This window comes from Glaciihabitans arcticus, assembly GCF_004310685.1.
GTDB lineage: Bacteria > Actinomycetota > Actinomycetes > Actinomycetales > Microbacteriaceae > Conyzicola > Conyzicola arctica.
Genome location: NZ_SISG01000001.1, coordinates 633,902 through 649,934 on the forward strand (window position 1 = coordinate 633,902; position 16,033 = coordinate 649,934).

Consider the following 16,033-nt stretch of genomic DNA (forward strand, 5'->3'; position numbering starts at 1 on the left):
GGTCAGCGCGACCAGTTGTACTCGAGTTCCGGTCGGCCCGGTGTGCCGTAGCGCGACCCCCGCGTCACGACCCCGGTGTCGGCGAGGTGCTCGAGGTAGCGGCGAGCCGTGACCCGCGAGAGCCGCAGGGCTTCGGCGACCTCGACCGCCGAGACCGCGGCATCCGCTGACCGCACGAATGCGGAGACCGCTGCGAGGGTGGCCGCAGCGAGACCCTTGGGCAGCGAGACGAGGGTGGGAGTGCTGAGCGTCGCGAGCATCGCGTCGATCTGCGACTGCGTGGTCGAGTGGGTCGACGCGTCGAGCTGCGAGCGCCAGTTCGCATACCCGGCGAGCTTTTCGCTGAAGGTCGCGAACCCGAACGGCTTCACCAGGTACTGCACGATGCCGAGCGAGAGGGCGCCGCGCACCACCTCGATCTCCCGAACGGCCGTGATCGCGATGATGTCGACGCGGTTTCCGGATGCCCGCAGCCGACGTGCCACCTCGATTCCGTGACCGTCCGGCAGGTTCATGTCGAGCAGCACCAGGTCGATCGTCGCATCGGCCAGCGCGGCAATCGCGGCCGCCGCCGTCGAGGCGATGCCCGCGACGTCGAACCCGGGGATCCGGCGCACGTACTCGGCGTGCGCTGCGGCGGTGAGATCCTCGTCGTCGACGACGAGCACGCGGATCACGCGGGCACCTCGGGCAGCCGCACCACGAACGTCGTCGGCAACTGCGGCGCGAGGTCGATGCTGCCGCCGCTGTGGTCGACGATCTCGCGCACAACAGCGAGGCCGAAGCCGCGATCGCCCGCCGACTTGGTGCTGAAGCCGTGCGTGAAGATCCGGGATGCGTCGCCCGGCTCGACCCCGCGCCCACTGTCGGACACGCGCAGCTCGGCGCCCGACAGGCGCACGCTGACCCACGCAGGCTGGGTGCCGGCGGCTGCGGCATCCAGGGCATTGTCGATGAGGTTGCCGAGCACCGAGACCAGCTCGACCGACGTGAGCGTGGGTGCCTCGAAGCCGTCGGCGATGTCGAGCTGCAGGTCGACGCCCCGCTCGGATGCCTGCCCGCTCTTGCCGAGCAGAAGTGCCGCGAGTGCGGGTTCACCGACGGCCCCGATGACGCTGTCGGCGAGGTGCTGGCTCGAGCGGGACTCCTCGGCGAGGAAGTCGATGGCGTCCTGCCCACGGTCGAGCTCGAGTAGGGACAGCACGGTGTGCAGGCGATTGGCGTGCTCGTGCGTCTGGGCGTGCAGCGCGGCGGTGAGGGTGCGCACCGACTCGAGTTCTCCGCTCAGTCGCTGCACCTCCGTGCGGTCGCGCACGGTCATCACGGTTCCCACCGCGTCGCGACGGGATGCCGTCTCCGCCGGCACGGCCGGCTCCTGGTTCACGACGACCGTGCGCTGCTCCGCGCGGTGCAGTTCCTCGACCGCGCGCTCGCCCGAGGTGAGCAGTGCAGCGATCGAGTCGGGAAGGTCGAGGTCCTCGACGGACATGGCGACCGCGTCCCGGGTCGCCGGCGGCAGCCCGAGCAGGTCGGCCGCCTCGTCGTTGTAGAACACGACCCGACGCCGGTTGTCGACGAGCACGATGCCCTCGCGGGCCGTATGCAGCACGGCCTCGTAGTAGTCGACCATGCGCGAGAGCTCGGCCGGTTGCAGAGAGCCGGTCATCCGGCGCAGGTAGCGGCGCACGAGCAGGGCCACGATGCTACCGAGCACCACGAGAATGGCGGCCGCGCCGAATACGAAGGGCAGCCGCGGCACCAGGGTCGCTGCGACGCTCGTCACCGTAACACCGGTGGACACCATCGCGATCACCTCGCCGTCCTGTTCAACGGGAACGACCGCGCGCACGGACGGGCCGAGCGTGCCGGTGAAGGTCTCGGTGAGGGACTCCCCGCGCAGCGCGGCGGCCGTCGAGCCGATGAACTTCTTGCCGATCTCCGAGGCGTTGCGGTGGGTGTACCGCGTGCAGTCGGTGTCCATGATGGTGATGAAGTCGACGTGCGCGTTATCCATGACCGCCACGGCGTAGGGCTGCAGGGTGCGCGTCGGATCCGGTTGCTGCACCGCCGCGATGACAAACGGGTCGAGGGCAAGCGTCGTGGAGATGCTGAGGCTGAGCCTCGCGGCATCCCGATCAACATCTGCTCGGGTGTCGAGCCAGAGCAGGAGCGTCATCACGCCGCTCAGCAAAAGGGCGGCGACGACCTGGCCCGCGAAGATACGCGAGGCGACACTGAACCGACGCTGACCCATAGAGAACAGTATGACCACAAGTTCTCTGGCGGCGGCCACGGGTCGAAGCTGGCTGCAGTTCACCACATGGATGTCGACCACAGGGCTGTGGCGGCGGAAGGCAGGACCTCTTATGGCAAAGATGCTCGGAGCAATCAGGAATCTCGACCGCAACCACTGGCTGTACATCGCGGTGATCCTCGCGGTCGCGGCCGGCGCACTCGTCGGTACCCTCTGGCCCGCCATCGGCGAATCGCTCGAACCGGTCGGCAAGGGCTTCGTCAACCTCATCAAGATGATGATCGCGCCGGTCATCTTCTGCACCATCGTCATCGGCGTCGGCTCGGTGGCGAAGGCGGCCACCGTCGGACGGGTCGGCGGTCTCGCGCTCGGTTACTTCCTGGTGATGTCGACCTTCGCGCTCGGCATCGGCCTCGTCGTCGGCAACATCATCCACCCGGGTGAGGGCCTCGACATCGGCGGCGCCGAGTACAAGGTCGAGGGCGAGGCGGTGTCCACCACGGACTTCGTGCTCGGCATCATCCCGACCACGCTGTTCTCGTCCTTCACCTCGGGCAGCATCCTCCAGGTGCTGTTCGTCGCCCTTCTGGTCGGCTTCGCACTGCAGAAAATGGGGGAGAAGGGCACCCCCGTGCTGAACGCGATCAAGAGCCTGCAGACCGTGGTCTTCCGCATCCTCGCGATGGTGCTCTGGCTCGCACCCGTCGGTGCGTTCGGAGCGATCGCCGCGGTGGTCGGCAAGACCGGCCCCGGTGCGCTCGTGAGCCTGGCGACCCTGATGATCGGCTTCTATATCACCTGTGCCGTGTTCATCATCGTGATCCTCGGCGGCCTGCTCAAGATCGTCACCGGCGTGAACATCTTCAGCCTGATGAAGTACCTCGGTCGCGAGTACCTGCTGATCGTGGGAACCTCCTCGTCCGAGGCCGCCCTGCCGCGACTCATCGCCAAGATGGAGCACGTCGGCGTCTCGAAATCAGTGGTCGGGATTACGGTTCCCACCGGATACTCGTTCAACCTCGACGGCACCGCCATCTACCTCACGATGGCCTCGCTGTTCATCGCGACGGCGATGGGCGCACCGATGTCCATCCCTGAGCAAATCGGCCTGCTGGTATTCATGATCATCGCGTCGAAGGGTGCTGCCGGGGTCACCGGTGCAGGTCTCGCAACCCTCGCGGGTGGACTGCAGACCTACCGCCCCGACCTCGTCGACGGCGTCGGCGTGATCGTCGGCATCGACCGGTTTATGTCGGAGGCGCGCGCCGTCACCAACTTCACCGGCAACGCGGTCGGCACCCTGCTGATCGGCACCTGGACGAAGCAGATCGACCGCGAGCAGGTGCGCCGCACCCTTGCCGGCGAGGACCGCTTCGACGAGGCGCAGTTCGCCACCGGCAACCTCGACGAGCATGCGGCAGCACCGGTCGTAGACCCGCGGCCGAATACGGAACAGCTGAACGCCATCGTCGGCATCACCCCTGCGGGAAAGCGCCGTAAGTAGCGAGAAACCGAAGTGCCCCGGAGCCGAGCTCCGGGGCACTTCGTGCTGCCGTCGCTACCCGAACGGGGGCGCGATTCTTGCAGAGCGTGCACAGTAAACTCGGGCGTTACCCGAAGAAAAAGGACGCATGAACAAGCCCGGCTTTACCGAGAGATTCCGCTATTGGTTCGACAACGTGATGTCGAAGGGCACGGTAGCGATCATGGGTCTCCTGGCCCTCGCCAGCCTCGCGTTCATCGCCGTCGTCGCGGCCATCGTCGTGGTCTTCCAGCTCTTCCCGCCCATGGAGGACGGCGCTGACAAGCCCGACTTCGGCGAGATCATCTGGGGCAACCTGATGCGCACCCTCGACTCGGGCACCATGGGCGGCGACGAGGGCTGGGCCTTCCGCTGGCCGATGCTCGTGGTCACCGTCGGTGGAGTCATCATCGTGGCAAGCCTCATCGGTATCATCTCGAGCGCCTTCGATTCCAAGGTCGAGGAACTGCGCAAGGGCCGCTCGAAGGTTCTCGAAAAGGACCACACGCTGGTTCTCGGCTGGAGCAACAAGGTCTTCCCGATCCTCAGTGAGGTCTGCATCGCGAACGAGTCGCGCGGCCGCTCGGTCATCGTTGTGCTCGCCGACCGCGACAAGGTCGAGATGGAGGACGAGATCCGCGCGAAGCTCGGCAAGACCGGCAAGACGCGCATCATCGTGCGCAGCGGAGATCCGATGGATCTCACCGACCTCGCGCTCGCCAATCCGAACACCGCGCGCAGCATCATCCTGCTCGCCCCCGAGGGTGAAGAGGATCCCGACTCGGTCGTCATCAAGACCGCCCTCGCGATCACCAACAACTCCAGCCGCAAGGACGGCGAGTACCACATCGTCGGCGAGATCCAGGATCCCGCCAACCTCGAGGCGGCCAACCTCGTCGGTCGTCACGAGGCCGACTGGGTGCTCGCGGGCGACCTGATCAGCCGTATTACCGTGCAGACCAGCCGCCAGAGCGGTCTCAGCGTCGTCTACACCGAGCTGCTCGACTTCGACGGCGACGAGATCTATTTCACCGACCAGCCCACCCTCGTCGGCAAGACCTACTTCGAGACCCAGCTGGCATTCGCCGAATCCACGGTCATCGGCATCTCGACCCCGGACGGCGTGCTCATCAACCCGGCGCCCGACACCATGGTGGAGGAGGGCTCGCGCCTCATCGTGATCGCCGAGGATGACAGCCTCATCCGACTGGCCGGCGAGGGCATCGTCGACCCGCAGCACGTGAGCACAAAGAAGGACCCGAAGCCGGCGGCCGAGCAGACGCTCATCCTGGGCTACAACAGCGGCCTGCACACCATGCTGCGCGAGCTCGCCGAGTACGTCGCACCCGGCTCGAAGGCGCTCGTCGTCGCCGACGTCGAGAAGCCGCAGTTCGCCGAGTTCGAGAACCTCAGCGTGGAGTTCATCCGCGCCGATGCGACCAGCCGCGCGACACTCGCCGCCATCCCGGTCGTCGATTTCGCGCACATCATCGTGCTCGCCTACAAGGACACGATGAAGGCCCAGCGCGCGGACGCCAAGACGCTCATCACGCTGCTGCACCTGCGCGACATCGCCGACGAGTCCGACCTGGACCTCAACATCGTGAGCGAGATGATCGACGACCGCAACCGCGAGCTCGCCGAGGTCACCCGCGCCGACGACTTCATCGTCAGCGACAAGCTCATCAGCCTGATGCTGTCGCAGCTCTCCGAGGACAAGTCGCTCGCCGAGGTCTTCGCCACGCTGTTCTCGAGCGTCGGCAGCGAGATCTACCTGCGCGCGGCGGACTTGTACGTCGTTCCCGGCACCGAGGTCGACTTCTACACCGTGCTCGAAGCGGCGAGGCGTCGTGGCGAGACGGCGATCGGCTACCGCCTGGCCGCCGACAGCCGCAACGGAGATGCCGACTACGGCGTCACGGTGAACCCGCGCAAGGCGCGCAGGCTCTCCTTCCTTCCGGGCGACAAGATCATCGTTCTCGCCGAGGACTAGGCGGCACTCGCTAGGCTCGCACCGTGGGATTCTTCGGAGCGGGCAACGCGGGCAGCGGTTCATACAACAACTACCTCTACGACCTCGTGCCCAAGAACAAGCGGGTGCGGATGACGCTTGCGGGCAGTGACGAGTTCCAGGACGAGATCACGCGCGTCGAGGCATCCGGAAACCACTACGAGGCGTTCATCACAAAACGCACTCTCGACGAGGAGCGCACCGACGCGCCGCTTGCCGTACGTTTCTTCAGCGAATCGAGGATGTCGTCGATCGTCGGCTTCGCGCCGCGCGGGATGGAGCCCATCGTGCTCGAGGCCCTCAACCGGCTCGAGGCCGCGGGAAAGTCCACGCGCATCCCCGCCGAGATCGTGAAGGGCCGTGGCGGCCTGCGGGTGGAGCTGCTTCTGGGCCTGACCCGCTGATTGATCGAAGCACAGACCGCCATAATCGCTTACAACTGGGTAAGCAATAGCTGGACGCACGGTTCTACCCCCGTATAGGCTCCACGCATTCACTTAACACCCGGTCAGCGTTGTCCGAGCGTGTGTCACGCTGCCGGCTCGAGAGAGTAGGTCAGCGTGGACAGATTACGTTTTGGGATGGTGGGCATCACGGTGCTCGCCCTCAGTCTCACCGGGGTGAGCGCCGCGAGTGCGGCGCTACCCGCACAGCCGGATTTCGGCCCCAACGTGACGATCTTCGACCCGTCGATGACGACGGCGGAGATCCAGTCGCAGGCGGATGCGATCCGCGACGAGCAGGTCGACAATGAGATGGGGGAGCAGCGCCACTCGCTGCTCTTCACACCGGGCACCTATGGCACGGCTGAAGAGCCGCTCATGCTGGAGGTCGGCTACTACACCGAGGTCGCGGGTCTCGGCCTGCTGCCGAGCGACGTACAGATCAACGGCCACGTCGACGTCTACAACCGTTGCCTGACGCCCGACAACTGCATCGCGCTGACCAATTTCTGGCGCTCGGTCTCAAACCTGCAGATCAATGTCATGGGCGGTGAGGGCTGCCGCTCGACCGGCAACTTCTGGGCGGCGTCGCAGGCCGCACCGATGCGACGCGTCAAGGTGGCGGGCAACCTCACCCTGATGGACTATTGCACCGCCGGTCCGCAGTTCGCGAGCGGCGGCTTCATCGCCGACTCCGTGACGAGCACCGTGACCAACGGCTCGCAGCAGCAGTATCTCGTGCGCAACTCGAGCATCGGCACCTGGTCGAACGCCGTCTGGAACCAGGTCTTCTCGGGTGTGGACGGTGCGCCCGCGCAGACCTTCCCCGACCCTCCGTACACGACCCTGGCGACGACACCGCTGACTCGCGAAAAGCCGTTCCTCTATATAGACGGCAAGGGCACGTGGCAGGTCTTCGTTCCCAAGGCCGAGACCAACACGGCGGGCACCACCTGGGAGGACGGCACACAGGCCGGCCGATCCATCGCCCTGAAGAAGTTCTTCGTCGCGTCTCCGAGCGACTCGGTTCGTTCGATCAACCGCGAGCTCGCCCGCGGCAAGCACCTGCTGCTGACGCCGGGCGTGTACGACGTGCGCGACTCGATCGATGTGAACCGTTCCGATGCCGTTGTGCTCGGGATGGGCTTCGCGACGCTCACGGCCCAGAACGGAACAACGGCCCTGCGGGTCGGCAACGTGCAGGGCGCGATTCTCGCGGGGATCACGATCGACGCCGGAGCCCGCAACTCGAAGGTGCTGCTGCAGGTCGGCTCGAAGCACGGTCGCGACCGTAGTTCCGCGAAGAACCCGGTCACGCTGAGCGACGTGTTCTTCCGTATCGGCGGGCCGCACGTGGGCCGCGCAGACGTCTCGCTCGAGGTGAACTCGAACAACGTGCTGCTCGACCACCTGTGGGTCTGGCGCGCCGACCACGGCGAGGGCTGGGGCTGGACGGTCAACACCACGAAGAACGGTGTGGTCGTGAACGGTGACAACGTGACGGCGACCGGACTGTTCGTCGAGCACTTCCACCAGTACAACACTGTCTGGAACGGCGAGAAGGGGCGGGTCATCTTCTACCAGAACGAGCTGCCCTACGACGCTCCGAACCAGGCGGCGTGGAAGCACGGCTCGACCCTCGGCTGGGCCGCCTATAAGGTGAACGACCGCGTCAAGAAGCACGAGCTGTGGGGAGGCGGGGCGTACATCTACACGAACGTCGACCCGACGATCCACGCGACGAGGGGCTTCGAGGTGCCGGTGCGGCCGGGCGTGAAGCTGCACAGCCTGCTCACCGTGAACCTCGGTGCGGGCACCATCGACCACGTCGTGAATGACACGGGAGCCCCGGTGAGCAACGACAACACCGGCACCCCGAGCTACGTGGTGTCGTTCAACTAGGTGACGGTCGAGTGAAGCCGGCCATCCCGGCTTCACTCGACTCGTCTACTACCTCGGTACCTTCTTGCCCGCCGAGACGGCGACCGAGGGGGCGTAGTAGCTCGGGCTCACGGTGACGCGCACCGTGAGCGTGCGGGTGCGATCCGCAGCGACGACCTTGTACGTCGCCTTCGTCGCCTTACTGATCGGGATGCCGTTGCGCAGCCACTGGTAGCTCGTCGACGCGACCGCCTGCGGCCAGGTTCCCTTGCTTGCGGTCAGCACCCTGCCGACCTTCACGGTCCCGCTGATCGCGGGAGCCTTGGTCGCCGTGATGACTCCACCGCGCACGACGTCGACCGAGCCGCTCATCGCCGAACCGTTCGAGCTCGCACCGTTCTTGACGAACACGAGCACGGAGATCGAGGCGCCGAAGTCGGCAGCCTGCACCGTGTAGGTCGCGGCATTGGGCGCGCCGGCGATCACCGTGCCGTTGCGCTTCCACGTATAGGTCGTGGTGAGCGCGGGCAGCGTCCAGGTGCCGCGGGTTGCCGTGAGCACCTTGCCGACCGTCGCGGTTCCCGAGATCGCAGGGGCGACGACAACGTCGTTCGTCCACGGCCGGGTCGTCGAGGTGGCGACGGCGAACGGTGTCTGCTTCGTTTCCTCGACGTTGCCCGCGGCGTCCGTCGAGCGGAAGCGCAGCACGTGGCCGCCTCCACCAGTCACGGTGATGGTGCGGTTGGCGGAGGGGAGCGTCACGAACGCCGCGCCGTCCACCGAGTACTCGGTGAGGGCGACACCCGAGGCGGCATCCGTCGCGTTGATGGTGATGCGAGCGCGTTCGGCGGCGACGTCGGCGGGGGTCGTGACGATCGTCGCCGTTGAGACCGGTGCGGTGGCGTCGATGCCGAAGGCCGAAGACGCCGCTGTCACGTTGCCCGCCACGTCGGTGGCCCGGTAGGCGACCGTATGGTTGCCCTCATCCGAGACGACGACGGGCGCGGAGTAGGTGGTCCACGCTCCCGCGTCAAGCGAGTACTCGGTGAACACGGCGCCCGGACGGTTGTCCGCCGCGGACAGGGTCACGGTGGTGGCGCCCCTGTTCCAGCTCTCGGTGCCCTCGGGACCGGCGGCCGTGACCGTGGCATCGAGAGTCGGCTTCACGGTGTCGGCCGGTACTGCGAGAGTCCAGACATCCGCAATCGACGGGTCGTAGTTCGAGCTGTTGTGCAGGAAGCGAACCCGTACGGTGCCCGTGGTGCTGAACGCCGCCGGGTCGTCGACGAGCACCTGGTAGCTGCTCGTGCCCACCGAGGTCGGCACGCGCGTGAACAAACGATCCTGCACGGTCACGCCGTTCACGATGATCGTGTACTCCTTGGTGCGCGGTCCGTCGAAGGTCTCGATCGCCGAGAGCAGGAACGGCTTGCCGATCGGGGCGGCGATCGTGAACTCGAAGTGCGAGGGCGACTCGCTGCCCGAGTATCGACGCGTCTTTCCGCCCTCGCTACCGGCACCCGACCGTCCGGACGCGGTGAGCCCGTGCTCGGACTCAGAATCCAGGTTGCCGAGGTCGACGTGATCGATGAACTCGGTCGTCGGGATCGCGGTGGTCGCCGTGAAGGACACCCCGCGCTTCGCGAGCGTCGTGTCGGAGCGGGTGAAGACGGCATCGAGCTTCACCGTCTCCTCGCTCAGCGTGAGCGGCACGAATGCGTGCACGGTCGCCGTGGCGGAGGTGCCCGGTTCGATGGTCAGAACCGCGGAGGGCACGGGTGCGAGCCAGCCGGCGGGCGTGTCGAGCGTGACCCGACCGGTTGTGGGCAGGGTGCCGCTGTTGTGCACCGTCACCTCGACCGAGGTGCGCGAGTCGGGGGAGATCGCGGTGGGGCTGGCCGTGGCGGCCGTCACCTCGACTCCCGATCGCACGTCCAGTGCGGCGTTCACGATGGTCGTGAGGCGCACACCGTCGAGGTCGTAGGACACGGCGACCGGCAGGGTCGCACTACCCGGCAGCTGTGGAGCCGGAATGGTGACCGCGAATGCGGTGGTGCTGGATGCCCCTGCCGCAAGCCCTCCGAGACTGACAGCTCCGCCGGGCGCAGCCTGCCACGCGGCGGGCACGTCCAGCGTTGCGGTCACGGCGCCCAGGGTGGATGAACCCTCATTACGGAGCGCGAGGCCGATTGACGCGCTCGCGCCCGGCAGCAGCGCGCCGGTCGTGGCGGTGACCTCTGCGGAGAGCCCCGACAGGGTGACGGCGACTGCGGCGAACCCGCTCTCGAGCGCAGCGAGATTCTCGTCGAGGGTCGCGCGTGCGGCCCCCGTGATGCCGGAGTCCGCCAACCAGGCGACCTCGGATCGCACTTCGGCGATCGCGTGCAGCACGTTCGCGATGGCGGCGGGCCTGTCGGAGAACAGGTCCCCGGCCGCGTCGACCGCGTCCGACCGTACGTCCTCGAGTGTTGCGTCGAGGTGCTGCTTCTGTGCTGCGGTGATCGGGAGTGTCGACACGGTCGTGCGCAGGGCGTCGACCTCGTCGATCAGGTCACCGAGCGCAGCGCCGGCGGCGGAGACGGTGAACGCGTAGGAACCGGATCCGACCTCGACGACGACCTCGCCGTTGTCGGTCGACACGACGGTGACACCCTCGGCGTCGCCGAGGGACTTTCCGCCCTCGCTCACCGCCCAGTCGCTCGAGGCGGGGATGCGCACTGTGGCCGTCGTGTTCGTCGGAACCGCCACGTCGAGGGAGAGCGAACCCTTGACGATCTTCCAGTCGGAGCCGATCGTGCCGTACACCGAGTCGTAGGACGTATCGGCGAAAGTGATGCCGCCGCCGGGCTGCGGTGCGATGGTGAAGGACTCGTACCCCGCGTCACCCACCTGGATGCCACCGATGTGCTGGTACATCCAGTCGCCGACGGCACCGAACGCGTAGTGGTTGAACGAGTTCATCGCGGCGTCACCGAAGTTGCCGTTCGCGTCGATCGAATCCCAGCGCTCCCACATGGTGGTGGCGCCCATCTCGACCTCGTAACCCCAGGACGGGATCGTCTTGTTGCCCAGCAGGCGGTAGGCGACGTCCCAGTTGCCGGTTCCGCTGAGTGCGGGCATCAGCCACGGGGTGCCGACGAAGCCGGTCGACAGGTGGTAGTTGCGCGTCGCGAGTTTGGCGACAAGCTTGTCGCCGGTGGCCTTGCGCAGGGCGTTGGGAACCAGGTCCATGCCGAGCGCGAGGGCATAGGCGGTCTGGCTGTTGCCGGTGATGGTTCCGTCGGCGGCGACGAACTTGTCGACGAAGACGTCAGTCACCTGTTCGGCGAGAGCCGCGTATTCCGCGGCCTCGGCGCTCTTGCCGACCGCGGCGGCCATCTCGCTCATCAGCCGCGCGTCATAGGCGTAGTAAGCGGTGCCGATGACCTCGGCAGGCGTGGGATCGTTCAGGTCCAGCCAGTCGCCGTAGGGGCCGTCGGCGCGCACGCGGGTCGGGAAGTTGGTGTCGAGGTAGCCGAAGTACTTCTCCATCGACTCCCAGTTGTCAGTGATGATCCCGGTATCGCCATAGCGCGAGAAGGCCATCCACGGGATCGTGATGCCGCCATCCGACCAGGCCGAGCCGCCGTTGCAGCAGCCCATGTCGGGACCGCGGGGAGCGGACTCCGGGTACTCGCCGTCGGCGGTCTGGGTGTCGCGCATGTCCTTCATCCACTTCTTGATGAAGGCGAGCGAATCGAAGTTGAAGGTGGCCGTGCCGGCGAAGGCGTTGAGGTCACCGGAATAGCCGAGCCGTTCATCCCGGGCCGGTGTATCTGTCGGCACGGACACGAAATTGCCGCGCTGTCCCCAGACGATGTTGCTGTGCAACTGGTTCAGCATCGGGTCGGAGGTCTCGAAGGTGCTTGTGGGCGTGATGTCGGAGTGGAAGACCAGGGCCGTGACGTCGGTGATCGCGGGCGGTGTCGTCACCCCTGAGATCTCGATGTAGCGGAAGCCATGGCTCGTGAACCGCGGGCGCCAGGTCACGGTGCCGGTCTCGGCGAACGTGTACTCGTCGGTGGCTTTTGCCGAGCGCAGGTTGGCGACGTAGATCGAGCCGTCCTTGTTCAGTACCTCGGCGTGGCGGAGCGTGACCTTCTGGCCGGCGACTCCGGTCAGCGTCACCTCGGGAACGCCTGACAGGTTCTGCCCGATGTCGTAGATGAAGCGACCGGTGGGCACTTCCGACACGCTGAGCGCCGGGCGCTCCTCGGTGATGCGGATCGGCTCGTCGGTCTGCGCGTGCAGCATCGGGGTCGAGGTGCTTGTGGCCACTGCGACGGGCTGCCACGAGGCGGCGTCGAAGCCGGGTTCACTCCAGCCGTCCTGCTCGAGGCGGGCATCGTAGGTCTCGCCCATCAGCAGGTCGCCGCTGACGACCGGCCCGGCAGAAGTGCGCCAGCTCGAGTCGGAGGCAACCGTCTGGGTGCTGCCGTCGCTGTAGGTGACAACGAGCTGGGCGAGCAGCGAGTTCTGGTTGCCGTACTTGTCGGCGCCGTACCAGGCGACGTAGCCGGAGTACCAGCCGTCGGCGAGGAATGCGCCGACGGTGTTCGCGCCCTCCTGTATCTGGCTCGTCACGTCGTAGGTCTGGTACTGGAAGCGCTTGGTGAAGTCGGTCCAGCCCGGTGCGAGTTCCTGGTTGCCGACCTTCTCGCCGTTGAGCGCCAGTTCGTAGTTGCCGCGGGCCGAGGCGTAGATGCGTGCGCTCGTGACGGTCTTTCCCGGGGTGGTCGTGAAGTCCTTGCGCAGGATGGGCAGGCTGGTGGCCGGCGTGTAGAGCGCGTTGACCTGGTCCTTGACGACGAGGGTATTGCCGGTGATCGTGCCCGCACCGAACGGGTTGTGGCCCGAGGCGAAGTCGGACTGGTAGAGCACTCCGGCGGCGCTCGTCACTTTGAGGGAGTGGAATGTCACCATCTCTGCGGTGGAGACGTCGGTGCGCGGGCCGAAGTAGCCGCTGGCGAACTGGGTGTTGGTGATGGAGCTGACCATTGTGCCGTTGACCTTTGTGACGATCGTGGATCCGGAGAGCGCGAACTCGACGGTGCCGCGATTCTTGAGCACGTCGGCGGCGAGGCCCTTCGTAGTGAGGTCCACCTCGGGCAGGGTCGACCAGTTGCCGTTGACCTTGACATGCGGGCGCAGTCGTGGGTGCCCGGCAATCTCGTCGTTAAGCTGCCACATGTAGCCGTTGTTGGTGTTGGCCGCACGCAGGTACAGGCCGAAGGCGCTCGACGGCTTGAGAGTGAAGTCGGCGGTGACGGTGTAGTCGGTCCACGGCACGGGGTCGTTGCCTGCGATCCAGGATCCCTGCCATTCGGCGTTGGAGAGGAAGGCCGTCTCGAACCACGCGGCGTCGGACCACGCGGATATGTTGTCGCGGTTGTCAGTGACGCGCACCTGCCAGAAGTAGCGGGTGCTGCTCTCGAGAGCCGGCCCCTTGTATGCGACGTTGAGCTGGGTGTCGCTCGCGACGGTGCCGGAATCCCAGACCGGATTCGACTCGAGGTTTGCGACACTCGAGGCCGCGCGGATCTCGTAGGACTTCTGGGTGACCGCGCGACCCGTTGACTCGCTGCGCCAGCTCAGGCTCGGCGCCTGCCCGGTGATGCCGAGCGGGTTGACGAGATCGTTCGCGCGCAGTCCCGTGACGCTGATCGGTGGGGCCGCAGCGAGCGCCTGGCTCGGCACGAGGAGAGAGGATGCGACGAGCGCTGCAATGAGGAAGAAGAGGAGTGCGAGGCGCAGGGGAGCGGTCAGTGCTGCGAGCATGGAGCAGGGTTCCAATCGTCATTGATTGGGGCCGGCGGAGCGTCAGCGCGATGGGTGGAAGATTCGAATGGCCCAGATGAATCGATTCATCGTGCTGCACTACGGAGTATGGAGCATTCGTCACTCGACGCGCAAGCAATTGCGGGAATGTTTCGCGGCGACGTTTGTTATGTAGGATATCCATGCAAACGCATCGAATAGAAGAAGGACACCATGCAGTTCGGAATCTTCACGGTCGGAGACGTCACTACCGACCCGACCAACGGCTCGACTCCCACCGAGTACGAGCGCATCAAGAACATCCTCACCATCGCGCTCAAGGCGGAAGAGGTCGGCCTCGACGTCTTCGCGCTCGGTGAGCACCACAATCCGCCCTTTGTGCCCTCGAGCCCCACGACCATGCTCGGGTACATCGCCGCGAAGACCACGACCCTGCAGCTCTCGACCAGCACCACGCTCATCACCACGAACGACCCGGTGAAGATCGCGGAGGACTACGCGATGCTGCAGCACGTGGCCGATGGCCGCGTCGACCTGATGATGGGTCGCGGCAACACCGGCCCCGTCTACCCGTGGTTCGGTAAGGACATCCGCGAGGGAATCCCGCTCGCGATCGAGAACTACGCCCTCCTGCACCGCCTCTGGACCGAGGACTTCGTTGACTGGTCCGGCCAGTTCCGCACCCCGCTGCAGGGCTTCCAGTCCACGCCGCGCCCCCTCGATGGCGTGGCTCCGTTCGTGTGGCACGGTTCGATTAGAAGCCCCGAAATCGCCGAACAGGCCGCGTACTACGGCGACGGCTTCTTCGCGAACAACATCTTCTGGCCGAAGGAGCACTATATGCGCCTCGTCGGCTACTACCGCCAACGCTTCGAGCACTACGGTCACGGATCCGCCGACCAGGCGATCGTCGGCCTCGGCGGCCAGGCGTTTATGGCCACGAAGTCGCAGGATGCCGTCAAGCAGTTCCGCCCGTACTTCGACAACGCGCCCGTCTACGGCCACGGCCCCTCGATGGAGGACTTCAGCGAGCAGACCCCGCTCACGGTGGGCAGCCCGCAGCAGGTCATCGACAAGTACGCGGCGATGCGCGACCACTACGGCGACTACCAGCGCCAGCTGTTCCTCATGGATCACGCCGGCCTGCCGCTGAAGACCGTGCTCGAGCAGCTCGACATCCTGGGTGAGCAGGTGGTGCCGGTGCTTCGCAAGGAGCTCGCGGTAAATCGTCCCGCCCACGTGCCGGAAGCCCCGACTCACGAGTCGCTGGTTGCGGCATCCATGGTCAAAGCAGCGGACGTCAAGGCGAAGGCGGTGCAACTGTGACCGCACGGCGTATCACCGTCGTGTCGGCCGGGCTGAGTCAGCCGTCATCCACCCGCCTGCTCGCGGATCGACTTGCGGATGCCACGACCCGTCGCCTCGCCGATGACGGCATCGAGGTGCAGGTCGACGTGGTCGAGCTGCGCGATGTCGCCTCGGACGTGACCAACAACCTCATCACCGGGTTCGCGAGCCCTCGCCTCGAGGCGGCTATCGAGTCGCTCACGACCTCGGACGGCCTGATCGCCGTGACGCCGATCTTCACCACGAGCTACAGCGGGCTGTTCAAGTCGTTCATCGACATCCTCGATCCGCAGGCGCTCACCGGAATGCCCGTGCTGATCGGTGCGACCGGCGGCACCGAGCGTCACTCGCTGGCTCTCGACTACGCGATGCGCCCGCTGTTCACCTACCTGCACTCGGTTGTCGTGCCGACGTCCGTCTACGCGGCGTCGTCCGACTGGGGCAGCAGCGAGGGTGGACTCGCGACCCGCATCGACCGTGCAGCCGGTGAGCTGGCCGCACTGGTCGCAGTGAGCGACCGCTCGCAGCAGGTGCGCGACCCGTTCGCCCTACCCGAGGGCTTCAGCCCGGTGGGCGGGTACGGCGCGCAGTAGCTCTCCCCAGACCGCAAAAAGTGCTCCATAACTCTCGCTATGGAGCACTTTTCGCTGTTTTATGACCAGGTTCGGGATGTCCCGCGCTCGAGTTGCGGACTATCGACCTTCTCGCGCCACGCAAGGTCGATTTCCCGCAACTGGAACGTCTTTACCTGCCTCGCA

9 protein-coding genes are annotated in these 16,033 nt (G+C 66.3%); 6 read left to right on the plus strand and 3 right to left on the minus strand.

What is annotated here, in order from left to right:
* Positions 1-2 precede the first annotated feature (2 nt).
* Both EYE40_RS02900 and EYE40_RS02905 read right to left on the minus strand, forming a co-directional pair.
* Positions 3-677, minus strand: a complete 675-nt coding sequence (locus EYE40_RS02900; protein WP_130980540.1) for a response regulator — start codon at positions 675-677, stop codon at positions 3-5.
* Positions 674-2,254, minus strand: coding sequence for a sensor histidine kinase (locus EYE40_RS02905; RefSeq protein WP_161972337.1), 1,581 nt, complete (start codon positions 2,252-2,254; stop codon positions 674-676). The genes EYE40_RS02900 and EYE40_RS02905 overlap by 4 nt, the downstream gene beginning before the upstream one ends.
* Positions 2,255-2,366: 112 nt before the next feature.
* On the opposite strand from EYE40_RS02905, the gene EYE40_RS02910 reads away from it, so the two are divergent.
* From EYE40_RS02910 to EYE40_RS02925, 4 genes are all read left to right on the plus strand, one after another.
* Positions 2,367-3,758 carry a cation:dicarboxylate symporter family transporter gene (locus EYE40_RS02910; RefSeq protein WP_130980542.1) on the plus strand — a complete coding sequence of 464 codons (1,392 nt, stop codon included), beginning with the start codon at positions 2,367-2,369 and terminating at the stop codon, positions 3,756-3,758.
* Positions 3,759-3,885: 127 nt separating this feature from the next.
* Positions 3,886-5,769 carry a CASTOR/POLLUX-related putative ion channel gene (locus tag EYE40_RS02915; RefSeq protein ID WP_130980543.1) on the plus strand — a complete coding sequence of 628 codons (1,884 nt, stop codon included), beginning with the start codon at positions 3,886-3,888 and terminating at the stop codon, positions 5,767-5,769.
* A gap of 23 nt (positions 5,770-5,792) precedes the next feature.
* Entirely contained in the window at positions 5,793-6,191 is a 399-nt protein-coding gene (locus EYE40_RS02920) for a hypothetical protein (protein WP_130980544.1), read from the plus strand.
* 177 nt (positions 6,192-6,368) lie between these two features.
* A complete protein-coding gene (locus EYE40_RS02925) occupies positions 6,369-8,132 on the plus strand; it encodes an adenylyl cyclase (RefSeq protein ID WP_130980545.1) in 1,764 nt (587 codons plus the stop codon).
* Positions 8,133-8,180: 48 nt separating this feature from the next.
* Here the strand turns inward: EYE40_RS02925 and EYE40_RS02930 are convergent, their stop codons facing one another.
* On the minus strand, positions 8,181-13,928 hold the full coding sequence (locus EYE40_RS02930) for a family 78 glycoside hydrolase catalytic domain (protein WP_130980546.1): 5,748 nt from the start codon (positions 13,926-13,928) through the stop codon (positions 8,181-8,183).
* Between the two features lie 213 nt (positions 13,929-14,141).
* On the opposite strand from EYE40_RS02930, the gene EYE40_RS02935 reads away from it, so the two are divergent.
* Entirely contained in the window at positions 14,142-15,254 is a 1,113-nt protein-coding gene (locus EYE40_RS02935; RefSeq protein ID WP_130980547.1) for an LLM class flavin-dependent oxidoreductase, read from the plus strand.
* Positions 15,251-15,868, plus strand: coding sequence for an FMN reductase (locus tag EYE40_RS02940; protein WP_130980548.1), 618 nt, complete (start codon positions 15,251-15,253; stop codon positions 15,866-15,868). The genes EYE40_RS02935 and EYE40_RS02940 overlap by 4 nt, the downstream gene beginning before the upstream one ends.
* Positions 15,869-16,033: the final 165 nt, after the last annotated feature.